At 37.2% G+C, this 21,940-nt stretch carries 18 protein-coding genes; all 18 read left to right on the top strand.

The genetic code is table 11. The annotated features are described in order from the left end of the window. Positions 1-220: 220 nt before the first annotated feature. The 18 genes from IPM14_09575 (at position 221) to ffh (ending at position 21,913) form a co-directional block, all read left to right on the top strand. Positions 221-2,149, top strand: coding sequence for a T9SS type A sorting domain-containing protein (locus IPM14_09575; GenBank protein ID MBK9098344.1), 1,929 nt, complete (start codon positions 221-223; stop codon positions 2,147-2,149). Between the two features lie 147 nt (positions 2,150-2,296). Continuing rightward, entirely contained in the window at positions 2,297-5,233 is a 2,937-nt protein-coding gene (locus IPM14_09570; protein ID MBK9098343.1) for a carboxypeptidase-like regulatory domain-containing protein, read from the top strand. Positions 5,234-5,269: 36 nt separating this feature from the next. Further along, complete coding sequence (locus IPM14_09565) at positions 5,270-8,824, top strand: hypothetical protein (GenBank protein ID MBK9098342.1); 3,555 nt, start codon at positions 5,270-5,272, stop codon at positions 8,822-8,824. A gap of 74 nt (positions 8,825-8,898) precedes the next feature. After that, the gene (locus IPM14_09560; protein ID MBK9098341.1) at positions 8,899-9,912 is read left to right on the top strand and encodes a PorV/PorQ family protein; all 1,014 of its coding nucleotides are present in this window, start codon (positions 8,899-8,901) and stop codon (positions 9,910-9,912) included. Positions 9,913-9,999: 87 nt separating this feature from the next. Continuing rightward, positions 10,000-11,367, top strand: a complete 1,368-nt coding sequence (locus IPM14_09555; GenBank protein ID MBK9098340.1) for a GWxTD domain-containing protein — start codon at positions 10,000-10,002, stop codon at positions 11,365-11,367. Between the two features lie 93 nt (positions 11,368-11,460). After that, positions 11,461-12,333 carry a lysophospholipid acyltransferase family protein gene (locus IPM14_09550; GenBank protein MBK9098339.1) on the top strand — a complete coding sequence of 291 codons (873 nt, stop codon included), beginning with the start codon at positions 11,461-11,463 and terminating at the stop codon, positions 12,331-12,333. Further along, positions 12,284-13,369 (top strand): glycosyltransferase family 9 protein, encoded by a 1,086-nt coding sequence (locus tag IPM14_09545; protein MBK9098338.1) that lies wholly within the window; start codon positions 12,284-12,286, stop codon positions 13,367-13,369. The genes IPM14_09550 and IPM14_09545 overlap by 50 nt, the downstream gene beginning before the upstream one ends. Then, positions 13,356-13,988, top strand: a complete 633-nt coding sequence (locus IPM14_09540) for a threonylcarbamoyl-AMP synthase (GenBank protein ID MBK9098337.1) — start codon at positions 13,356-13,358, stop codon at positions 13,986-13,988. Before IPM14_09545 ends, IPM14_09540 begins: the two co-directional genes overlap by 14 nt. A 31-nt stretch (positions 13,989-14,019) precedes the next feature. Further along, complete coding sequence (locus IPM14_09535; protein MBK9098336.1) at positions 14,020-14,859, top strand: M23 family metallopeptidase; 840 nt, start codon at positions 14,020-14,022, stop codon at positions 14,857-14,859. 9 nt (positions 14,860-14,868) lie between these two features. Further along, the gene (locus IPM14_09530; protein MBK9098335.1) at positions 14,869-15,252 is read left to right on the top strand and encodes a polymer-forming cytoskeletal protein; all 384 of its coding nucleotides are present in this window, start codon (positions 14,869-14,871) and stop codon (positions 15,250-15,252) included. A 2-nt stretch (positions 15,253-15,254) separates the two neighbouring features. Beyond that, a complete protein-coding gene (locus tag IPM14_09525; GenBank protein MBK9098334.1) occupies positions 15,255-15,497 on the top strand; it encodes an AtpZ/AtpI family protein in 243 nt (80 codons plus the stop codon). 389 nt (positions 15,498-15,886) lie between these two features. Further along, entirely contained in the window at positions 15,887-16,720 is an 834-nt protein-coding gene (gene atpB, locus IPM14_09520) for a F0F1 ATP synthase subunit A (GenBank protein MBK9098333.1), read from the top strand. Between the two features lie 30 nt (positions 16,721-16,750). Then, positions 16,751-16,972: an ATP synthase F0 subunit C gene (locus IPM14_09515; protein ID MBK9098332.1), complete on the top strand. Its 222-nt coding sequence runs from the start codon at positions 16,751-16,753 to the stop codon at positions 16,970-16,972. 21 nt (positions 16,973-16,993) lie between these two features. After that, positions 16,994-17,533, top strand: coding sequence for a F0F1 ATP synthase subunit B (atpF, locus tag IPM14_09510; GenBank protein MBK9098331.1), 540 nt, complete (start codon positions 16,994-16,996; stop codon positions 17,531-17,533). A gap of 2 nt (positions 17,534-17,535) precedes the next feature. Next, positions 17,536-18,090 carry an ATP synthase F1 subunit delta gene (gene atpH / locus IPM14_09505; protein ID MBK9098330.1) on the top strand — a complete coding sequence of 185 codons (555 nt, stop codon included), beginning with the start codon at positions 17,536-17,538 and terminating at the stop codon, positions 18,088-18,090. Positions 18,091-18,113: 23 nt separating this feature from the next. Beyond that, a complete protein-coding gene (locus tag IPM14_09500) occupies positions 18,114-19,667 on the top strand; it encodes a F0F1 ATP synthase subunit alpha (GenBank protein ID MBK9098329.1) in 1,554 nt (517 codons plus the stop codon). Between the two features lie 9 nt (positions 19,668-19,676). Beyond that, complete coding sequence (gene atpG, locus IPM14_09495) at positions 19,677-20,555, top strand: ATP synthase F1 subunit gamma (protein MBK9098328.1); 879 nt, start codon at positions 19,677-19,679, stop codon at positions 20,553-20,555. Between the two features lie 41 nt (positions 20,556-20,596). Then, positions 20,597-21,913, top strand: coding sequence for a signal recognition particle protein (ffh, locus tag IPM14_09490; protein MBK9098327.1), 1,317 nt, complete (start codon positions 20,597-20,599; stop codon positions 21,911-21,913). Positions 21,914-21,940 lie beyond the last annotated feature (27 nt).

Here is a 21,940-nt window from a genome sequence, read left to right as displayed (position 1 = left end):
AGCGGAAAATTCAATCTCTTGACATTTTTGGTAAAAAACCTTATCTCTAAATCAGTAAATAAATCGTATTTCGATGCTTGACTGTAAAAAAAGACAGTGTTATTTTTCATAAGCATTTAAAAATTTAACAGTAAATTAATATTATTAACTGGGCGCATAAAGTAAAATTTTTACTCTACAACTAACTATAAACCAATCACAAATATATAAGGAGAAAGTTATGAGGAATACAATTACGGGACTTTTTTTAGTTCTTATACTCATTACTTCAATCACTTTTGGTCAAACTTTGAAAGAAAGCAAATCTATTAAACCAAAAACGCTTTCGAATCAGGTGACAGGCCAAGAGATGAATAGCTCTGATTTTTACTCTGACTTTAAAAACAGAGAAATTCAAGTTAATCGAATGTATAGACCCAATCTAGTACCAACCGATATGGCTGTTGCGAATTACGATTGGATGTGGAATCGTGCACATCCTGGTATAGGACTTATGTATGACTTTACAGGAGATGGAGTTTTAGATCCATTCATGATTGCAACTGATAATACAATTTTGCAGCCAAGTGGTGTTCGTCAGAGATATGCTACAGTAGCATTTAAAGATGACTTTGGTGTTAGCTTTTACTGGCCATATGGCGTTGATGGAACTGGCATTCCAATCAGAACAGGTTGGAATAGTCATGTTTTGTTAGATAAAGCAAGTGGAACAGCTTATCTTGGAATTTATGACTTTTTAGCTACAGATGCATTAATCAGAGATTACATATGGGAAGTTGATTTACTTACTGATCCAGGTACAGCAACACAAATTGGTGATCAAACAACTGCATTAAAAGGTGGCTGGGCACGTTTTGCGATGACAAGCGATGGCAATTTCTGGGAATTAGTTGATCAAGAAACCGGTGTTTCAAAATATTTTGCAGTATCAACAGATGGCGGTCTTAATTTTACAGTTGTTGATAGTGCCGGAAGTGGTGACCCAAATTTCTGGGGAACAATTGATGGAAACGATCATCCTGTTATGGCTAACGGTGAAAAGATTTCCTTCTTCGCTGAAGTCACACGCGGAGGTTCTCTATCTTTATTAGGTTATGATGCTGTTGGTACCTCCAATCCTGATAGTGCGGATGGCATTTACCACTGGTATTCTACTAACGCAGGTGCTAACTGGCAGGGCGAATACATTTCACTCGATGGTGATACTGTAATTTCTAACCGCCGTCACTATGAGCAGAATTTTTCAACTTGGCCATTCTTGTGGTATACAGTCGATGATAATCAAGTAACACATTTAGTAAGAGCTGGATTAAATACTTATGCGGTTTTTGGTCCCGACACCCTTAATGTACCAACTATCGTTTACTGGAATGACAGAGATAAAGTTTGGATGGATCTCGAACGCCCAATAGTTGAATCTTATCCATATGATTTTACAAATCTTAGTGTTGGCAATTTCAACGGTCCAAGCCAACCAACTGTTGGAACAAGTGATAATGGTAATGTGGTAGTTGTTATGTGGCAATTGCCTCAGTTTACAGGTGAGCCAGGAAATAGCCCAATTAATACATTCGTTCAATCTGGGCAAGCCAACAAATATTTTTATGATATCTGGTATGCATACTCAGATGATGGTGGTGTTACATGGAGCGATCCAGCAATTGCTGTTAATGTAGTTGATGAAGCAAACTACTGGGTTAATATTGCGGTCAATGGAGTAGAAGTAGATGGCGGTCAAGCTACAGTTCACTTTTTCTACTACTATGATGAGATACCTGGTGCTGGACAATTAGGCGAAAATTCTTTCGGAACAGTATGTACATGGAAATATGATAGCGTTTCTTTCCCGGTAACATCTGTTGATGGAGATGACAATGCAGTTGTAGATAATTTTGTATTAGATCAGAATTATCCTAATCCATTTAACCCAAGTACAACAATTAGTTATACACTTCCTGAAAGAAGTGATGTTGCATTGAAAGTTTATGATGTTCTTGGAAATGAAGTTGCTAATTTGATAAATACCACACAAGAAGCCGGAAAATACGATGTTACGTTTGATGCTGGAAAACTTGCATCCGGTCTCTATATATATACTCTGAATGCAGGTAACTTTATTTCATCTAAAAAGATGATGTTACTCAAGTAATTTGCGATTGAAGCTTATATGACACGGGTGGGTTTTCCAATTTAACGATTGGTAAATTCGCCCGTTTTTTTTAATTGTTCATTTGTTCTTTTTATTCTTAATAGAGATTAACTCAGAAGATTATTTAAAACATTTCGTGGAGAAGAGATGAAAAAAATATCTACAAATCTTCTGGCAACTTTAGTCTTCCTGCTTTTATCATCCTCATTGTTTGCACAAACGGGAGTTGGCAAAATGAGCGGTAAAGTTATAGATGCAGATACTAAAGAACCTTTGATTGGTGCTAACATAATATTATTGAACACCAATTTAGGAGCTGCCACAGACATTGATGGAAATTATTTTATACTAAATATTACTCCCGGAACCTACGAGGTTAAAGTCAGCTACGTAGGTTATGCCCCTAAAACAATTCAGGAGGTGAGAATTGTTGCGAACATCACCTATGAATTGGATGTTGAACTGACAACTGACTTCACTTTGCCTGATATTGTTGTTGTTGATAAAAAATTCTTTGAGGCAAAGTCCACTAACACAGTCAAAGTAATTGACTCCGATCAGATTTCTCGTTTACCTGTTCGTGGAGTGCAAAATCTTGCTTCTCTTCAGTCAGGTGTTGTCGTGCAGGAAGGAAGCGGCGGACAAGATGGTAATGCGAGCATAAACGTCCGCGGAGGTAGAGGAAGTGAAGTCCTTTATATCGTTGATGGTGTTCCTCAGAACAATCTTTATAACAGGCAAACCGTTGCGCAGGTAAGTAACGTAGCAATTGATCAGATTTCATTTCAAGTCGGCGGTTATGAAGCTAAATACGGACAAGCACAGTCAGGTATTGTGAATGTAACCACAAAATCCGGACAGCCGCATTATAATTTATTTATAGATGCTCAGTCATCAGATCTTTTAAAGACAGATGATTTTGGCTCAAACTTATATTCAGGATCATTAAGTGGTCCTATAATTCCAGGAATTCCTGAGCATACAATTTTCTTATCAGGTGAAAGAGGCTGGTATAAAGATGCTGACCCAACCGCGATCCCAATAGAAATCTGGACAGCAGATGATGGATCAGTTATGGATGAACCACTTGTACTGGAAACAATTCCAAACAACCCAGCCAGTGTTTGGAGATTCAGCGGCAAGTTAAACTCGCGTTTTGGAGACTGGAATATTCAATTAGGTGCATTATTGAATGACAGAATTGCTAAGCTCTCAAAAGGGACAGGACCTCTAAGACAATACAAATATTCATCACAATTTATTGAAGAGACAGAAGAAAAAAATTCTTCTTACAGCGTCAGAATATCTCAGACTGTGAGTAATAATACATTCTGGAATCTGAACTTAGGCTACAGACAATTCGATTTCCAGAGATATAACCCATTCCTTAAAGGACCTGAAAATCAGATTCTTTACGGTGATAGCTCATGGTGGGCTGATGAATCAGGAATGAACGTTACACTTCTTGGTGACGGCAGAAGAACAAGAACCGAAGATGTTAATGGAGTCTTCAGACCTTATGGATATGCTACTAATTTATTCCAGCAGAGAGAAGATGACCGAATCGGAGCTGACTTTGATCTTACTTCACAGCTTGATAATCATCTCCTTGAATTTGGTTTTGGAGTTGAGCAGCACACTGTTAGAGGTTATGGCAACTTCGCATATATTGTTGCAGGCACTGATCCAACACAGCCTGATTATATCAGATTTGCTCAGAACCAGCCTTTCGTTTTTGGATATGATGTAACCGGTATAACCAAAACCAATTCGGATGATCCATCATCACTGGATTGGTTTGCTGATCCTACTATTCAATCTCACCCATCTATGGCTGAGTTTTTGAAACCAGCAGAACCAATACTCGGATACCTCTACTTACAGGACAGATTTGAATTACAGGATTTAGTTCTAAATCTTGGAATCAGAATGGACTACTTCGATATTAAATCACACGAACTCGTTAATCCTGATTTACCGTACGCCGGAGGTTTGGATCCTAATAAGTTTGATATTGAAGACTTTAAGGTAAAAGATGTTGAAATTAAATTCTCACCAAGAATCGGTATCGGTTTCCCTGTTACTGAAGCTACGGTATTTCATGCTCAGTACGGAACATTCTTTCAGACTCCAGAGTTGAATGATATGTATTCTGGTCCATTTGATTGGAATCAATATATTACAATGTCCCCACAAAATGGATTCAATGGCGGATTGGTTAGTGAAGAAACTACCCAGTATGAAGTTGGTTTCAGACAACTCTTAGGTCAGAATTCTGCTTTAAACATTACTGCATTTTATAAGAATACAAAATCGCTCGTGAACGTGCAGCTCAGTCAATATCAACGAACTGAGGGCGGCGAAATTATTAATGCTATTGGTCCGCAAAATGCTGACTTCGGTACCATTAAAGGATTTGCTTTATCATTTGATGTTACACGGTTAAGTTATTTCAGTGCATCATTACAGTATACTTTGTCCTTTGCTGATGGAACAGGTTCCTCAACAAATTCAAGTCAAACAGCAGTATTCAGAAACCTTGATAATTTACCTCCAAAGGTTATTGCACCTCTTGCATTCGATCAGAGACATACAGCAATAGCTATTCTTGATTTCTACATTCCGGAAGGTGAAGCAGGTATGTGGGAGCTCTTAAACGTAAATGCTATATTCTCGTTTAATAGTGGTAGACCTTATACACCTGTTGATCAGTGGGATATACTTGGAGATAACGGACTAGTTGCTGACAATACAGGTTATGTTAATTCAGCGTACAGTCCGGGAAGCTTCAGGATAGACCTTAAGATTGAAAAAGGGTTTCCAATCAATAACTTTTATATAACACCTTATGTTGTGATAGAAAACCTGCTTGATTCTGATAATATTGTTAACGTTTGGAGATCTACAGGCAGTCCTTATACCACAGGCTGGTTAACTGATCCAGATGCTCAGGGCACGATCCAGCAGCAGGGAGAAGGTTATGTAAAAGATTATGAAACATTGGAAAGAGATCCTAATAATTTTGGTATCCCGAGACTCATAAAACTGGGTCTCAAGTTAAATTTTGATAGAATAACTTTCTAACAAAAATTTGATTTAATTACAAACAGGATAATTAAAATGAAAATAATAATTAAACACAGTTATAAATTGCTGCTGCTGATAACAACGGTAGCATTTATTGCATTTGGTTTTTTAGGAGATGACAAAACTGGTGTCAAATCTCCCAGACCAATTTACAAAATTACCAGTGAGCTAGCTTCAGGTAAGCAGGGAGATGCTTACGCGTTGAATGTTAACAATGTTTACATGCCATTGAATCGAAAAGGTATAATAGCAGATGTTAACGTTCCTCCGCTTGGTACACTCGGACAATTTGCCGGCGGAGGATTTCTCTTTTCCGGTGGATTCTTCCTAAGCGGCTTACGAGGTGGAACTCCTTGGGCTAACGCCGCAGCGTCTGCCAGCCTTGTGGAGGATTATGTACAAGGTGTTGTGGATGGTGAGAACGATCCAAATGCTGTTCTATATGTAATAAACTCTCAGGATGAACCTTTCGGCCAAAGCTGGCAGGATTGGAGCGATGCAGTAGCTCTTGGTGCTGACTTCGTTGATGGTGATGGTGACGGAGTTTACAATCCTGTAGATAAAAACGGCAACGGTATGTGGGATCCCGATGAAGATATGCCAGATTTAGTTGGGGATGAATTAGTGTGGTGTGTTTTTCATGATGGTTTACCGGTTGCCCAAAGAAGATGGAACACAACTATAGAAGTAGGTATTGAAGTTAGGCAGTCAGTTTTCGCTTTTGCTTCTGCCGGTGCTATAGGTAATATCATCTTTGTTCGTTACCGAATGAAGTATGTTGGTCTTAATGAAAGCGATCCCGACCAACTCACGGATGTTTATTTTGGTGCATGGGCAGATCCCGACCTCGGTGATGCAACTGATGATGTGGTTGGTGTTGATGTTCCTAGGAATGCCGGATACACTTATGGTAACGGACCTGATATCAATTACGGAAATCAGGTACCAGCTTTCTTTATAGATTTCTTCTCCGGACCGCGAGCTTATATTGCTGGAGAAACTTATATAGATGTTAACGGGAATAATGTTTATGATGAAGGTGATACTCCTCTTGATACGGCTTTTTCTGTTCAAGGCCAGATTAAAGGAGTTGTGGAGTATCCCGGAGCTAAAAATCTTCCGATTTCTTCCTTCGTGGTCTACTTCAATGGTGTCGCTGCCCTCGGAGATCCAGATGATATAAATGAAGCTCGCAATTATATGCTTGGCTTGGATAGATTTGGAGTGCCTGTAAATCCTTGTACTTTCGCATTTGGGGAAGTTAGAGGTGGAGTTGATTGTACGACAATTGATCCGAGGTTTTGGTATTCAGGAGATCCAGTTACTGATGTTGGTTGGATCTGTAATCAGAATCGTGATGTAAGACAGATGACCAATAGCGGTCCTTTTGTACTCAATAAGAATGAAGAGAATGAAATTGTTATTGCTTATGTTGTTGGCAAAGGTGCTAATCCATTGGATGGTATCACAGCTACTCGGGCAATTGATGATGGTGCTCAGAACATATTTGACTTGAACTTTTTAGCACCAACACCACCACCAGCTCCGCAAGTCACATTAACCTCAAGCGACGATTTTATTGATATTATCTGGCCTACAAACAGGCAGGTTGCTTATGTAAGTCAAACTCCAACTTGGGATCTTAAATTCGAAGGTTACCAGATTTGGGCATTTAAAACAAATGTTGCGGAAGATGAAGTTTCAGGACAGGATAATTCAATCTTAGTGGGCAGATATGACCTTAATAACTTCATCCAAAATGTTTATAAAGAAAATGCTGAAACCGGTGGTATCGAATTATTGTACGAAGTATCGCCATCAGGTAATCAGTTGAATTATTCGATCTACGCTGACCCTAGTACAGGCAGAATAAGGCTACGATTATTTAATGATCCATTTGAACCGAATAAAAAAATATATAAAGGCAGACCATACTATTTTGCGGTTACAAGTTATGCGCTTAATTACGATGCGCTTATATATAAAGATGATCCGGGTCAGCCAATTGGGACCGTAGGCAATTATTATCTGAGTTCATTTGCCTTCGCGCAAGAAGCAGAGAATATTAGATCAATATTAAGTATCTTTGCAGGTGAAGATAACTATACACCTCCTGCATTACCTCAAAGTGCATCCCAAATAATAGGCGGTAGTAGAGGAAATGTTGAATTTGATCCAGTTAATAATGATGAACTAACTGGTGACAAGTATAGAGTAACATTTTATCAGGATAGTTCAACACAGCTGTACTCAACCTACTGGAATTTGGAAAACTTAAATACTGGAACTGTTTACGATTCATTAAAATATTACTTATATGGTTTAACAGAAATTAGTAGAGTTCCCACTGAGGGATTTATTACCAGAATTTCAGATGAGGTGGCAACTGTAGACACAGAGTTAGCATATCAGTTTGCAGGTCCCGAATGGGTTAACACTGCTTCATCTGTTTTTAATTACGTTACTAATGATGCACAATACGCAAGCAAAATTCTAAATATTGGTGGTCAGCTTACTACCTATTGGGGTACATATGTTAATGCTGGTCGATTGCGTAGAGTTGAAATTAAATTTGGTGAAACACAAAAAGCATACAGGTATTTAAATGGATTCTTTGGTCCAACAAGTGCACAACCAAGATTCTTTAAATATGCAGAAGGAATTACGCCAGCTGATACTGTAGGGAAAGGAACAATTGGACAGTGGGACAGTATCACCGACAGACCATTGGGTTATGTTGATGTTCCGTTTCAGGTTTGGGTTGAAGATCCAAATTTTGGAGAAAGAAGACAACTTGCAGTTGGATTCGTTGAGAAAAGAGCTAGCTATGGCGGTAACCCAGATGGAGTATGGGATCCGGGTACAAATGTTGTCGGTTCAGGCGAATATATCTTCATCTTTGATGAGCCTTATGATCCCGATGGCAACCAGCGTATCTATAAAGGTGGTACCTATATCGGACCAGACGTTGGTTGGGCAGATTTAAATGGAGCCAGTGTGAGCAATGGAGTATTCTATCAGATACCTCTGACTGCAAATATTTCACAGGATGAAAGAAATAAAGCAAATTCACCTTTCTTTAATACATTATTTGCTGTGGGAATAAATAAAGTAAGTAGTGAAGCTACCTGGGCACCTGGAGATATTGTGATTTGTGGAGTTGATATATATCCATATACGGAAGCGGATGTTTTTGAATTCCAGACTAAAAATGCTGGAACTTTGACAGGAGAAGAAGAACGTTCACTTTGGGATAAAGTGAATGTATTTCCGAATCCTCTATTCGGATATAACACTTTGTCAAATTACTATTCCAATACTCCTGATGAGCCGTTTGTAACTTTTACAAACCTGCCAGAAGAAGTAACTGTAAAGATTTATTCTTTATCAGGTACACTTTTGAGGACATTAACTACAGATGATAAGGATTCACCAACATCCCCGTTCTTACGCTGGAATTTGCAGAATGAATCTGAATTACGAGTAGCTTCAGGTATGTATCTTGCAATTGTCTCATCACCAAAATTTGGTGATAAAGTATTGAAGTTTGCAATAATAATGCCTCAGAAACAAATTCAAAGGTTCTAACGAAATTAAGATTGGCAGGTATATAAATTGTTGCCTGCCAGCTATTTTAAGTTAAAATAGTGGAGTTTAAAAAAATGAAAAAAATAATACTTATACTGATCTTAATTGCAACTTCAATCTACGCAGGTGATGTTGCAAGAAAAGGTACTACGGGTGCTGAGCAGGTACTTATACCTGTGGGTGCCCGGGGAATAGCTACAGGTGGTGCGTTCCTGGCTAATATAACAGGGTTAGAATCCATTTATTACAACCCTGCGGGCTTGGATATTTATCCACAAACTGAAGCGATGTTCAGTTATGTTAGCTATCTTGCTGACATAAACATTTCTTACTTTGCCATAGGCACCAGCCTTGGCGATATCGGATCAATAGGCTTGGATTTAAAGACATTTGATTTCGGAGATATTCCGGTTACTAATGAGAGTTTCCCGGATGGAACAGGTGAAACCTATTCGCCTTCATTTTTAACACTTGGATTTACTTATTCAAAAGTTCTGACTGATAGAATAGCTATCGGAACAAACTTAAAGCTTATTTCAGAGAATATTCAAAACACAAATGCGACTGGATTTGCTCTGGATGCAGGCGTTCAATATCGTTTCTCTGATGCATTGATGATTGGTGCTGCTGTCAAAAACATTGGTAGCGATATGAGCTACTCCGGGCAGGAACTTTCATCAAGAACTGCTATTCCAGGTACAATTCCTGGAGCTTCTTCCGGAAGTTATGAAATCATAACCGAATCTTTCCAGATTCCCAGTTTCTTCCAGCTTAGCTTAACTTATGCATTCCAGTTCAATGAACAGAACAATCTGTTGATCGGTGGTGCATACACGGCTAACAACAACTTTGAAGATATTGGCAACCTTGGACTTGAATACGGCTTTATGAACAATTTCTTCCTGAGAGGTGGATATAATTTCTTATTTGAGAATACAAGTGAATATATTTATGGTCTTACTTTCGGTGCTGGTCTGGATTATAAGATTGGCGGCGAAGTTGGATTCGTATTTGATTATGCATTCCGCGATGTGAAGGAATTCCCGAGTGCTAATCATGTATTCACAATTAAGCTGAACTTTCAATAAGTCGATTATTGATTAGCATAGAAGCGTCTGTTGATTTTTCAACGGACGCTTTTTTATTTTGTCAGTAACAATGAAAAGAAAATTGAAATGAACAGGTTACTTCTTCCAATATCAGTATTATCATTTATTACATTTCTCTATCCGCAAAATATCAATTTCGAATTTGATTATGCTCAATTTGGTTATGACTCTGTATCCAATTACGTAGAATTTTACTATTCTTTTAATCAGAATGGTTTTATCATTACTTCTACTGATACTGGAGATTTTGTACAAGGTTTACTTGATATTGAAATAAATGACTCGGCATCGGGAAATGTAATAGTTAGTAAACACTGGATGGTAACTAATCAAATTACTGATACTATCAATATCAGTAAAAGTCTCATTGGATTGTTTGGTTTTATTATTGATAAGGGTTCATATCTGATAAATGTTTCAGGAAGCGATGCAGTTAATGCCTCAAATAAAAGAACAATTTCTGAATTTCTTGTAGTAAAACCATTTCTAAATGATAGCACTGCGCTAAGTGACGTACAGCTTGCATCCAATATTATTCCCAACACCGATAACACCGAATCAATTTTCTACAAGAATACTTATGAAGTGATGCCTCTGCCAGCAAGTGTAGGCGGAGAAATGCAGCCCGTAGTATTCTATTATCTTGAGCTGTATAATCTGCATGATGAAAATGCCGTGAATGACTTTAAATTGAATGAAATTATCCTCAATAGCAGAGGGCAGCTTGTTAATTTTAAGTCAAAAAAAATAAATAAATCTGCTGATACCAGAGTTGAAGTCGGATTGGTAAAAGCTCATAAACTCCCGACGGACACCTACACACTTCGTATAGACCTGATCGATAGCGTCGCTAATTATGGTGTTTCTTCATCAAAAAGATTTTTTATTTACAACCCATCTGTTGTTGCACCGGATACACTTTCAGTAACTGTGTCTCCTGTTTTAAGCACAACGTTCGGTGCTATGTCTGTTGAAGAGCTTGATGATCTGTTCAACAAGTCAAAATACATTGCCACTAATCCTGAAATAGATAAATATAAAGCACTCTCGACAGAAGAAGCGAAAAGAGAATTCATGTATAATTTCTGGAAAGCCCGTGATGAAAATCCTTCGGACGATAGAAATGAAAGCTACCTGAGCTATACAAAAAGAATCGGAGAAAGTGATACAAGATTCACTGCAATGGGAAAACAAGGCTGGAAGAGTGATAGAGGAAGAGTATATATTATCTATGGCGAACCTTCAGAAATTGAGAGACATCCTAACGAAACTAACACTCGCCCCTATGAAATTTGGAAGTACGAAAGTCTTGAAGGAGGAGTTTATTTTATTTTTGGTGATCTTACAGGATTCAATGACTACCAGCTGATTCATTCGACCAAAAGAGGTGAATTGCGGGATGAGTACTGGCAGCGTCGGATTGCTATTCAATAACTTACAGACTTATTGTCTTTAAATTTAAGAGTCTGGCTAATCTTCATCTTTATTCATTAGGTTTGGTTATTTTTGTGTTAATCATTACTGCGTATGATGAAGAACAAAATTGAATATATTCTTTTTATTTTTTTTAGTTATTGCTTCAAGATAGCTGGTCTAGATCTTTCCAGAAAATTTGCCAATGTTTTGGCACTTACATTTTTTTACATTATCCCGATCAGAAAAAAAATAGTTCTAAAAAATCTTCAAATAGCTTTTCCAGAGAATAATCTTAGAACTAATAAAAAGCTTGCATATAAAATTTATAAAAGTTTCGCCATCAGTTTGGTAGAAATTCTGTATTTACCATACTTAAAAAGGGAAGCTCTGCGTGATGTAGTTGAATGCAGCAATCCTGAACTAATAGTAAACAAGTTTAACGAAGGGAAAGGGGTGATATTACTTTCTTCACATTTCGGGAATTGGGAATTTATAGCAATTTCTGTCGCGATTCAGATTCAGCTTCCTTTCTCTGTAATCGTGAAGCCACTTCGAAATCCGTTAGTATTTGAATGGATGAACAAAGCACGCACTAAATTTGGCAATGAAGTCGTTCCTTTGGGAATATCAATTCGAAAAACTTATCAGACTTTAAAGGAAAAGAAAATCGTTGCAATGGTTGCAGACCAGAGAGGACCTGCTGAAGGTGTAAAAGTAGATTTCTTCGGCAGGAAAGTTTCAATATATACTGGACCTGCTGTACTGGCACTGAAAACGGGAGCCCCGTTAATCTGTGGAATTCCGATACGAGATAAGGATTATAAATATAAAACCACACTTATTGAAATTTCATTGGAGAACCTTCCGGAAGGTGAAGATGAAAAAGTTATCGAGATTAGCCAGAGATATACATCATATCTCGAAAAAGTAATTCGTGAACATCCCGAACAGTGGTTATGGATGCACAACAGATGGAAATACTAATTTGAATGAGACCAATAAAATACTTGTAATTCAAACGGCATTTCCCGGAGATGCAATCCTCACACTTCCTTTTATACAGGAATTAAAAAAGCAGAGATCCGGGTATTCGATCGATGTTCTGTGTACTCCTGCAACAGTGGAAATTTTTAATGCTTCTCCTGCAGTTAATTCAGTCATTCTGTTTGATAAAAAAGGAAAACAAAAATCCTTTTTTTCATTCATTAAATTCATAAAAGAATTGAAGTTGAAGAAATACGAAATTGTATATTCACCTCATCGTTCATTCAGAAGTGCTTTAATTACTTTAAATCTTGGAGCAAAGGAATCTTTCGGATTTGATAACAGTAATCTAAAGTTCGCTTTCAAATCAACCGTAAAGTACAATCATGATGATCATGAAGTTAAAAGGAATTTAGCTTTCGTTGAAGGTGATTACAGTGGTGAAAAATGGAAAATTATTCCGGAAATAAAACCATCACAGGAGCAAAAGGAAAACGTTCACGGATACTTAAAATCTAATGAGATAAAGAAATTCATAGCAATTGCACCAGGTTCAGTTTGGGAAACCAAAAAATATCCTTCGGAATATTATAAATCTTTAATTGATTATTTTATTAATAAAAGTTATCAAATCATACTGATCGGTGGAGAGCAGGATAAAACTTTGTGTGAGTCATTGCAGGCAGAATCAGAAAAAAATGTTTTTATTGCAGCTGGAAAATTTTCTCTGATAGAATCAACAGAGTTATTAAAAAGTGCATCGTTGCTGATTTGTAATGACAGTGCTCCAACCCATCTGGGTATGTGTGCTGATATTCCAGTGCTGACAATTTACTGTTCTACCATTCCTAAATTTGGGTTTTATCCATATAATTCTAAAAGCGATTACATTAGCTATGATAAGCTTAATTGTAAACCTTGTGGTATTCATGGCTTTAGAAGATGTCCGATTGAAACATTTGATTGTGCAAAAAGATTAACACCTGATTTGATCATCAGTAAAGCTGAAAAGTTAATATCGGATGGCAATCACTAGTAGAAAGATCATAAACATTAATGAAAATCCGGAAGAAGCTTTAATTCTGGCTGCTGGATTATTTCACTCAGGAAAAATTTTTATTTATCCAACCGATACCATTTATGGAATAGGTGGAAATCCATTTAATCCGGATGTGGTGAAAAGAATTAGCGAAATCAAAGGCAGGGATGAAAAGAAGCAGTTCATCTGGCTGATTTCTGATTTAGAGAATCTGTTAAATTATGTTGAGGTTAGTAATGAAGCTTACTATGAATTTCTTGAGAAAATTTGGCCTGCACCTGTTTCGGTAATACTCAAATTGAATGAAAGAACAAGCAAGATAGTAAATCAGAACAGTGTTGCTGTGAGAATACCTGATAATTATTTTTGTTTGAAACTTCTGAAAGAAATTTCCCGCCCGCTGATTTCAACCAGTGTAAACCGAAGCGGTGAAGTCCCATTAATTTTACCAGAAGTAATAATTGATAAATTCTTGCACGAGGTTGATGCGATATTGTTTCATACTGAATCAGCTAATGAAAAATCTTCCACAATTATCGATCTTACCACAAATAAGCCGAAATTAGTAAGAGAAGGTTCAATAAAATTTGTAGAATTGTTGCAGAACTTAACTTAAATTTGGGTTGCTTTTAAATAGTTTATAAAAGATGTCGATACTGAAAAATTTAAAAAAGATAAAGAGCTTTTCAATAATAATTGTCCCTGATAATACATCAAGGGAAACCAGAACTAAGAAAATTACGCTTTCAAAACTCATAGGAATAGTTCTGATCTACTCGGTCTTAATTTCAGTTTTAAGTTTTTACATATTCAGTATAACTGGAATCGGTGATTACGTTTTGCCGGGAAGTTTTTCACATTCAGCTAAGGATTTTAAGCAGATGGAACAGTTGAATGACAAAATAATTTTTCTGGCAAAAGAGCTTCAGGCGTTAAAATCAGCTAATCAAAAATTAAAGTACGCAATGGCATTAGGTGACTCAACATTGATTGACTCATTAAAAATTAGTGCTGATACACTGCAAAAATATTATCAGACACCAAGGGAAGGTAATATATTTGGATTTCTTGTGAACTTAATTGGTCAGTATTTAACTGACTGGCAGGAGAACAAAATCTTTTTCATTTTTCCTGCCAATGGATATATTAGCAGAGCATTTGATCCTGAAAGAGGTCATTTTGGAATTGATATTGTTGTAAAGGATGGTACTCCAGTTTTTGCATCAGCTGGTGGTTTTGTGGTCTTTTCAGGTTACACAAATAATTATGGTCACATAATAATTCTTAATCATTCTGATGGATATTTAAGTATTTACAAACACTGTTCAGTAATACTAAAAAAAGAGAGAGAGTTTGTCAGACAGGGAGAATTGATAGCTCAAAGCGGAAATAGCGGACTTGCAACAACTGGTCCTCATCTTCATTTTGAAATCTGGCACAATGGTAAGCCTATTGATCCCGAAACCATTTTATTAAATATAAATTAAGGAGAACATATGAAAACAAAAATGAACGGTGATTCGGAAGAAATCACAATAATAAGCTACGGCGTAAAAGTCGAAGGTAAAGTTTCTAGCAACGGCAGCATCCGTCTTGATGGAACAATCCAGGGGGATATTATTTGCCAGGGAAACGTTACCGTCGGTGAATCCGGCGAAGTATTTGGAAAAGTTAATGGTCAAAGCATTACTATTGGCGGAAAAGTTGAAGGTACTATAAATGCCAAAGAAAAACTGATGCTCGAATCAAAAGCTGACCTCAAAGGAGATATTTTTACTAAAATTCTTGTCGTAGAAGCAGGTGCCAGATTTGATGGAAAGAGCAATATGGGTCAAAACACATCGTCCAGTTTATCTGATTCATCATCATCCAATTCTTAATAATGAAACTGGAACCTGATAATCTTAAAGGTGCCAGAAATTTTTATAAAGAAGTAGGTCCATACATTGGTTTAGGTCTTCAACTGGCGGTTACCGTAACGGTAATGGTTTTCATCGGTATTTGGCTGGATGGTCATTTTGAAACTAAACCAGTGCTCACAATAATTTGTGCATTCTTTGGTGTGTTTGCAGGGATGTATACATTCATTAAATCTGTACTGAAGGCCGGGAATGGTAAAAAATGAAAAACAGTTACTCATTGCTTGTTTTTCAATTTCAATTCTTTCCTTCCTGATTGTTACGGTACTGTATTTTACCTCCGTCATTTCAGCGATAATCTTTAAGTCATTACTAATTGGCGCAATTATCTCGCTATTAAATTTTTTGATAGGATTTTTATTGATTAAGATAAGTCTGAGGAAATCGGAAAAAATATTCCTCATTTCATTATGGGGTGGACTTCTTCTCAGATTGATTTTAGGCCTAACCTTCATATTAATTACCCTCATTTTTTTGGAAATAAACACATATGGGTTTATATTTTCAATCCTCTTTTTTTACGTTTTTTACTTAATAATAGAGATATTTTATTTGAATTTAGGGAGAAAAAGCCAGTTTGGCGGCAAGTAATAACATAGATACTTTAAAAGCTGTTACTGATACTTTACAGACTTCAAGCGGTTCAGAGAGCGACTGGATTTTGCATCACATAATGGATGGCAAGGAAATCGAACTTCCTTTCCTGGGATATTTACACATTCCTCAACTTCCACCGGTTTTTGGAATTGATATAACTCCAACCAAGCATGTTATTTTCATGTGGGTCGCAGCATTTCTGTTGCTGCTTACTTTTTATTTCGTTGCAAAGAATTATAGAACATCACTTATTCCGAAACGGCTTGCAAATTTCTTCGAGGTGTTAATCATATTTGTCCGTGATGAAATTGCTGAACCAACTTTGGGTAAAGCTTATAAACCATTTCTTCCTTTCCTTTTAACATTATTCTTTTTTATTCTGTTTGGAAATTTTCTCGGATTGATTCCGTTTTCAGCAACATTTACAAGCAATATTGCAGTCACTGCTACTCTTGCAATAATTTCATTTTTGATGATTCAATTAGGCGGTATTAAGCATAATGGATTTTTCGGTTACTTCAAGGGACTAGTTCCACATGGAATTCCCATGTGGCTGTTGCCGTTAATGATACCTGTTGAAATTCTCGGACTGTTCACTAAACCTTTTGCATTGGCAATACGACTTTTTGCAAATATGATCGCTGGACATACAGTGATTCTTGCACTTATCGGATTGATATTTTTTATGGGAACAATATTCATTGCTCCCGTCTCAGTAGCATTTGCTGTTTTTATTTATCTTCTAGAAATTTTAGTAGCGCTCATTCAGGCATATATTTTTACAATGCTCAGTTCCTTGTTTATAGGAATGGCAGTACATCAGGAACATTAATTTATCAACAAATATTAAAGGAGTACTTAAATGGATTTAGCATGGTTAGCAGCAGGTATTGGCGCCGGATTAGTAGTCATCGGCGGTGGACTTGGAATTGGTAAGCTTGCAAGCTCAGCAATGGATGCGAGCGGAAGACAACCCGAAGCTGCAGGCGCAATCAGAACCTCGATGATCATAGCTGCTGCACTTATCGAAGGTATGTCATTCTTCGGATTGGTTATTTGCATTCTTCTTGCTCTTAAAGCATAAATAAATTATTTGAGAAAATAAATGCTAACTCAAATTACATTTGCAGTGATTGCAGCCGGAGGCGGTAACGGAGGACTTCTGGATGTTAATCCAGGTTTGATGATCTGGACCGTCATCACTTTCATTGTTCTTCTTTTAATTTTGAAGAAAGTTGCATGGAAGCCGATTCTAACTGCTCTCGATAAACGTGAAAGCGATATCAAGGAATCGTTGGCGCAGGCTGAAAAAGCCAAAGACGAAGCAAGAAAAATTCTTGAAGAGAATCAGGCAAATCTCGCAAAAGCTGAAGAAGAATCGAAGAAAATAATCGAGCAGAGCCGCGCTTATGCAGAATCTCTGAAAGAGCAGATGATAAAAGACAGTAAAGATCAAGCAAAGAAAATAGTCGATGAAGCCTCGTCAGAGATCCAAAGGAAGAAAGATTCTGCCTTTGAAGAACTTAAAGGACAAATTGCAGAGATTGCTGTAAATGCCGCCGAGAAGATTATCAGAGAATCACTAGATGCACAAAAAAGCAAGCAGGTGGTTGATAAATATTTAAATGAAGTGGCAAAGAATTAGTCGTGGCTGATTTCAGGATCTTACATAGGTATGCAACTTCCTTGCTTGAAACTGCTCTTGAGAAGAAAAATCTAGATGTTGTTTCTGCTGATATGAAGCTTATGGTTCAGACACTTGAACAGAGCAGACAACTGCAGCTAATGCTTGAAAGCCCGGTTGTGCGACCAGAATTAAAGCTTAAAATTCTTAAAGAAATTTTCGATAAAAAAATTTCCAAAGAATCATTGGATTTTATAGAATTTATAGTCTCAAAGAAAAGGGAAAACCTGCTTGGTTCAATTTGTAAAAGGTTTTTAGAATTAAGAGATGAACACCTTGGAATTGCTAATGTTTTTGTAACAGCTGCCTCAGAATTTACGAACGAACAAAGAACAGTTCTTCAGAGCAAACTTGAAAAGATTCTTAATAAAAAAGTGCAGCTAAATTTTAAAACGGATGTGAAATTAGTTGGCGGATTTATTGCTAAAGTTGATGATACTCTTTACGATGCTTCAATAAAACATCAACTGGAGTTACTGAAAAAACAATTTTTAAAGGGTGACTTTTCACTCAATTAAATAATGAAGTTTAAAAGGAAATAATTATGGCTGAAGTTAGACCTGACGAAATATCGGCGATATTAAGGAAACAGCTTTCCGGTTTTGAAAGCGAAGTTGACGTTTATGATGTTGGAACCGTTTTGCAGGTTGGTGATGGAATCGCACGTGTTTATGGATTAAGCAAAGTGATGGCCAGCGAACTTGTTGAATTTCCCAATGATGTTATCGGAATGGTATTGAATCTTGATGAAGATAGTGTTGGATGCGTGCTTTTTGGTGAAAGCTCTCTCGTTAAAGAAGGCGATACAGTTAAAAGGACAAAAAGAGTTGCGTCAATTCCGGTTGGAAAAGAATTGCTCGGAAGAGTTGTTAATCCGCTTGGAAAGCCAATTGATGGAAAGGGTGCGATCAACACTGATAAATTTTTACCAATCGAAAGAAAAGCACTCGGCGTTATTCAGAGGCAACCGGTAAAAGAACCATTACAGACAGGTATCGCAGCTGTTGATGCGATGATCCCGATTGGTCGTGGTCAGAGAGAATTAATCATTGGTGACAGACAGACCGGTAAAACAGCTGTTGCAATAGATGCAATTATTAATCAAAAGTATACGCACACCGAAGAAGCAAAGTCTCTTGGAATAAAACCTGTCTATTGCGTTTACGTTGCGATCGGTCAGAAAAGTTCAACAGTTGCACAAGTTGTTGCAAAGCTGCAAGAACACGGCGCGATGGATTACACAACTGTAGTTACAGCTTCGGCATGGGAACCAGCTCCGCTTCAGTACATTGCCCCTTATTCGGGTGCAACTCTTGGCGAATATTTCCGTGATAATGGAATGCACTCACTCGTTATCTATGATGACTTATCAAAGCAGGCAGCTGCTTATCGTGAACTTTCGTTGTTATTAAGAAGGCCTCCCGGAAGAGAAGCTTATCCCGGTGATGTTTTCTATCTTCATTCACGATTACTTGAGAGGGCCTCAAAACTAAGCGATGATCTCGGCGGCGGAAGTTTGACTGCTCTGCCAATTATTGAAACTCAGCAGGGCGACGTATCAGCTTATATTCCAACTAACGTAATTTCAATTACTGATGGACAGATTTATCTCGAGTCAAGTTTATTTAACTCAGGTGTTCGTCCTGCTATTAACGTAGGTATTTCAGTATCACGTGTTGGTGGAAATGCTCAAATCAAAGGAATGAAAAAAGTTGCCGGTTCACTTAAACTTGATCTGGCGCAGTACAGAGAGCTCGAAGCATTCGCGAAATTCGGTTCTGATCTAGATCAATCCACTTTACGAACTTTGAACAAAGGTGCTCGTCTTGTTGAATTGCTGAAACAGGGCCAGTATGCGCCAATTCCTGTTGAACGACAGATAGTTAGTATCTTTTTAGGAACTCGCGGTTTTATGGACTCAATACCGGTATCAGATGTAAAAAGATTTGAAAAAGAAGCACTTGAGTTTTTCGAAGTTAAACATAAAGACATCTTTGAAACTCTAAAGAAAGAAAAAGATATTTCTAAAGATCTCGAAGCAAAAATTAGTAATGCAGCTCAGGATTTTTTGAAAGTATTTAAGAAGACCGCATAATAGATTCAGATGGCTACCTTAAGAGACATAAAGACAAGGATTGTAGGCGTTAAGAGTACGCAGAAGATCACGAAAGCAATGAAGATGATTGCAACTGCAAAATTGCGTGGTGCGCAACAACGCATTGTCGGTGCTCGTCCTTATGCCAATAAAATTGGTGAGATGCTCTCCAGACTTGCTGCAGATGATTCTTTACAGTCGAATAAATTTTTTGCTTCAAGAGAATCAAAAAATGTTTGTGTTGTTGTAATAACAGCTGACAGAGGGTTATGTGGAGCATTCAATACTAATATCATTAGAGAAGCAAGCAGCTTTATTAATGAAGAGTTGAAAAATGAGAGCACTGTTTCAGTTTATACGGTTGGTAAAAAAGCATCTGAATATTTTGGGAAAAGAAATTATTCAATCGCAGGAAAGATTACCGGACTTTTCGGTTCGCTCGAATATCAATCGACGCTTCAGCTATATAATGATCTTATACCAAAATATTTAAACGGTGATATTGACAAAATCGTCTTGGTATATAATGAATTCGTCTCGATGATCCAGCAGAAAATTGTAAAAGTTCAATTGCTGCCGGTTCCGTTCATTCAATCAGAGCAAAAAGAAAATTTACATTCGGCAAATTATATTTATGAACCGGATCAGCTTTCAATATTTGAATCGCTTATTCCAAAACATTTAAAAGTTCAGATATGGAGAGCATTGCTTGAATCAAATGCTGCTGAATTAAGTGCAAGAATGACAGCGATGGATAATGCTACTACAAATGCGCAAGAGTTAATTCGTTCTTTGAATCTGACGTATAATAAAGAAAGACAAGCCGCTATAACTAAAGAGATCCTGGAGATTGTTTCAGGAGCGAATGCTCTCAAAGCCAGCTCATAATTTCCTTATTAACCTCTCTATGTCCAGCTGAACTAAATATTATGTTTGAAGATTTATCATTAAAAATAGAAAGCGCACTAAAAAAGGTTAGGGGACAGGGAAGGTTAAGCGAAAAAAATATTTCTGATACTCTCAGGGAAATTCGCCGTGTCCTGCTCGATGCTGATGTTAATTACAAAGTAGCTAAAGAATTTATTGATAAAGTTTCTGAAAAGGCTCTAGGTCAGGAAGTTATTTCCTCGATAACTCCCGGACAGTTGATTACTAAAATAATTTATGATGAGCTTGTTAATCTTTTGGGTTCGTCGCAAACAGAGTTAAAACTTAATCCATCAGGCATAACAACAATTATGGTTGTTGGTCTGCAGGGTTCTGGCAAAACAACTTTCTGTGCAAAACTTGCCAGAAGATTAAAAGATCATAAAAGAAAAGTTTTATTGGCTGCTGCGGATGTTTACCGACCTGCTGCTATCGAACAGCTTAAACAGCTCGGTGACAAGATTGATGTAAAAGTTTTTTCTCTTGATAAACCGGATGCAAGAAAGACCGCTACTGATGCATTAAGCTTTGCGAAGCAAAATAATTTTGACACATTGATTATAGATACTGCCGGTCGTTTGCACATTGACGAGCAGATGATGCTGGAAATTTCTGATATTAAAAAACTGGTCAATCCGTCAGAAATTCTTTTTGTGGTAGATTCGATGACTGGCCAGGATGCAGTAAATTCTGCCAAAGCTTTTAATGAAACTGTAGATTTTGATGGTATTGTTCTTACAAAACTTGATGGCGATGCACGTGGCGGTGCAGCTTTATCTATAAGATCTGTTGTTGGAAAGCCGATCAAATTCATCAGTAATGGCGAAAAAACCGATGCTTTGGATGTTTTTTACCCGGATCGGTTAGCATCCAGAATACTTGGAAAAGGAGATGTAATCTCGCTTGTTGAAAAAGCTCAGCAAAGTTTTGATGAGAAGGAGGCAGAAAGGCTTGAAGAAAAGTTCAGGAAAAATCAATTTGATTTTGATGATTTTCTTAAGCAAATTAAAGTCATCAAGAAAATGGGTTCTCTGTCATCTCTCCTTGGAATGATTCCCGGAGTCAGTGCACAAATAAAAAATGCACAAATTGATGACAAGGCTCTAGTAAAAGTTGAGGCAATTATAAACTCGATGACTACAAAAGAGAGAGGGAATCCAAAAATTTTAAATGGAAGCAGAAGAAAAAGAATAGCCCGTGGAAGCGGAACATCTATTCAGGATGTAAACAGACTCCTGAAACAATTTGAAGAAATGAAAAAAATGATGAGCAGACTTTCTGGTAAATCATCATTAGCAAACCTGTCAATGGGCAGGTAAAAGTAAAATCAATTGATTAAATAATGA

Source organism: bacterium, from assembly GCA_016716565.1.
Classification (GTDB): Bacteria; Bacteroidota; Ignavibacteria; order Ignavibacteriales; family Ignavibacteriaceae; genus IGN2.
The sequence above is the reverse complement of the archived record's forward strand: the minus strand, read 5'-3'. Positions and strand labels throughout refer to the sequence as shown.

Bases quoted from the DNA above. Each gene is read 5' to 3' on its own strand.
- IPM14_09535 (MBK9098336.1), top strand. From the start codon at position 14,020: ATGTCGATACTGAAAAATTTAAAAAAGATAAAGAGCTTTTCAATAATA.
- atpF (MBK9098331.1), top strand. From the start codon at position 16,994: ATGCTAACTCAAATTACATTTGCAGTGATTGCAGCCGGAGGCGGTAAC.
- IPM14_09575 (MBK9098344.1), top strand. From the start codon at position 221: ATGAGGAATACAATTACGGGACTTTTTTTAGTTCTTATACTCATTACT.
- IPM14_09570 (MBK9098343.1), top strand. From the start codon at position 2,297: ATGAAAAAAATATCTACAAATCTTCTGGCAACTTTAGTCTTCCTGCTT.
- IPM14_09565 (MBK9098342.1), top strand. From the start codon at position 5,270: ATGAAAATAATAATTAAACACAGTTATAAATTGCTGCTGCTGATAACA.
- IPM14_09540 (MBK9098337.1), top strand. From the start codon at position 13,356: ATGGCAATCACTAGTAGAAAGATCATAAACATTAATGAAAATCCGGAA.
- IPM14_09550 (MBK9098339.1), top strand. From the start codon at position 11,461: ATGATGAAGAACAAAATTGAATATATTCTTTTTATTTTTTTTAGTTAT.
- IPM14_09555 (MBK9098340.1), top strand. From the start codon at position 10,000: ATGAACAGGTTACTTCTTCCAATATCAGTATTATCATTTATTACATTT.
- IPM14_09525 (MBK9098334.1), top strand. From the start codon at position 15,255: ATGAAACTGGAACCTGATAATCTTAAAGGTGCCAGAAATTTTTATAAA.
- IPM14_09560 (MBK9098341.1), top strand. From the start codon at position 8,899: ATGAAAAAAATAATACTTATACTGATCTTAATTGCAACTTCAATCTAC.
- atpG (MBK9098328.1), top strand. From the start codon at position 19,677: ATGGCTACCTTAAGAGACATAAAGACAAGGATTGTAGGCGTTAAGAGT.
- IPM14_09515 (MBK9098332.1), top strand. From the start codon at position 16,751: ATGGATTTAGCATGGTTAGCAGCAGGTATTGGCGCCGGATTAGTAGTC.
- IPM14_09530 (MBK9098335.1), top strand. From the start codon at position 14,869: ATGAAAACAAAAATGAACGGTGATTCGGAAGAAATCACAATAATAAGC.
- ffh (MBK9098327.1), top strand. From the start codon at position 20,597: ATGTTTGAAGATTTATCATTAAAAATAGAAAGCGCACTAAAAAAGGTT.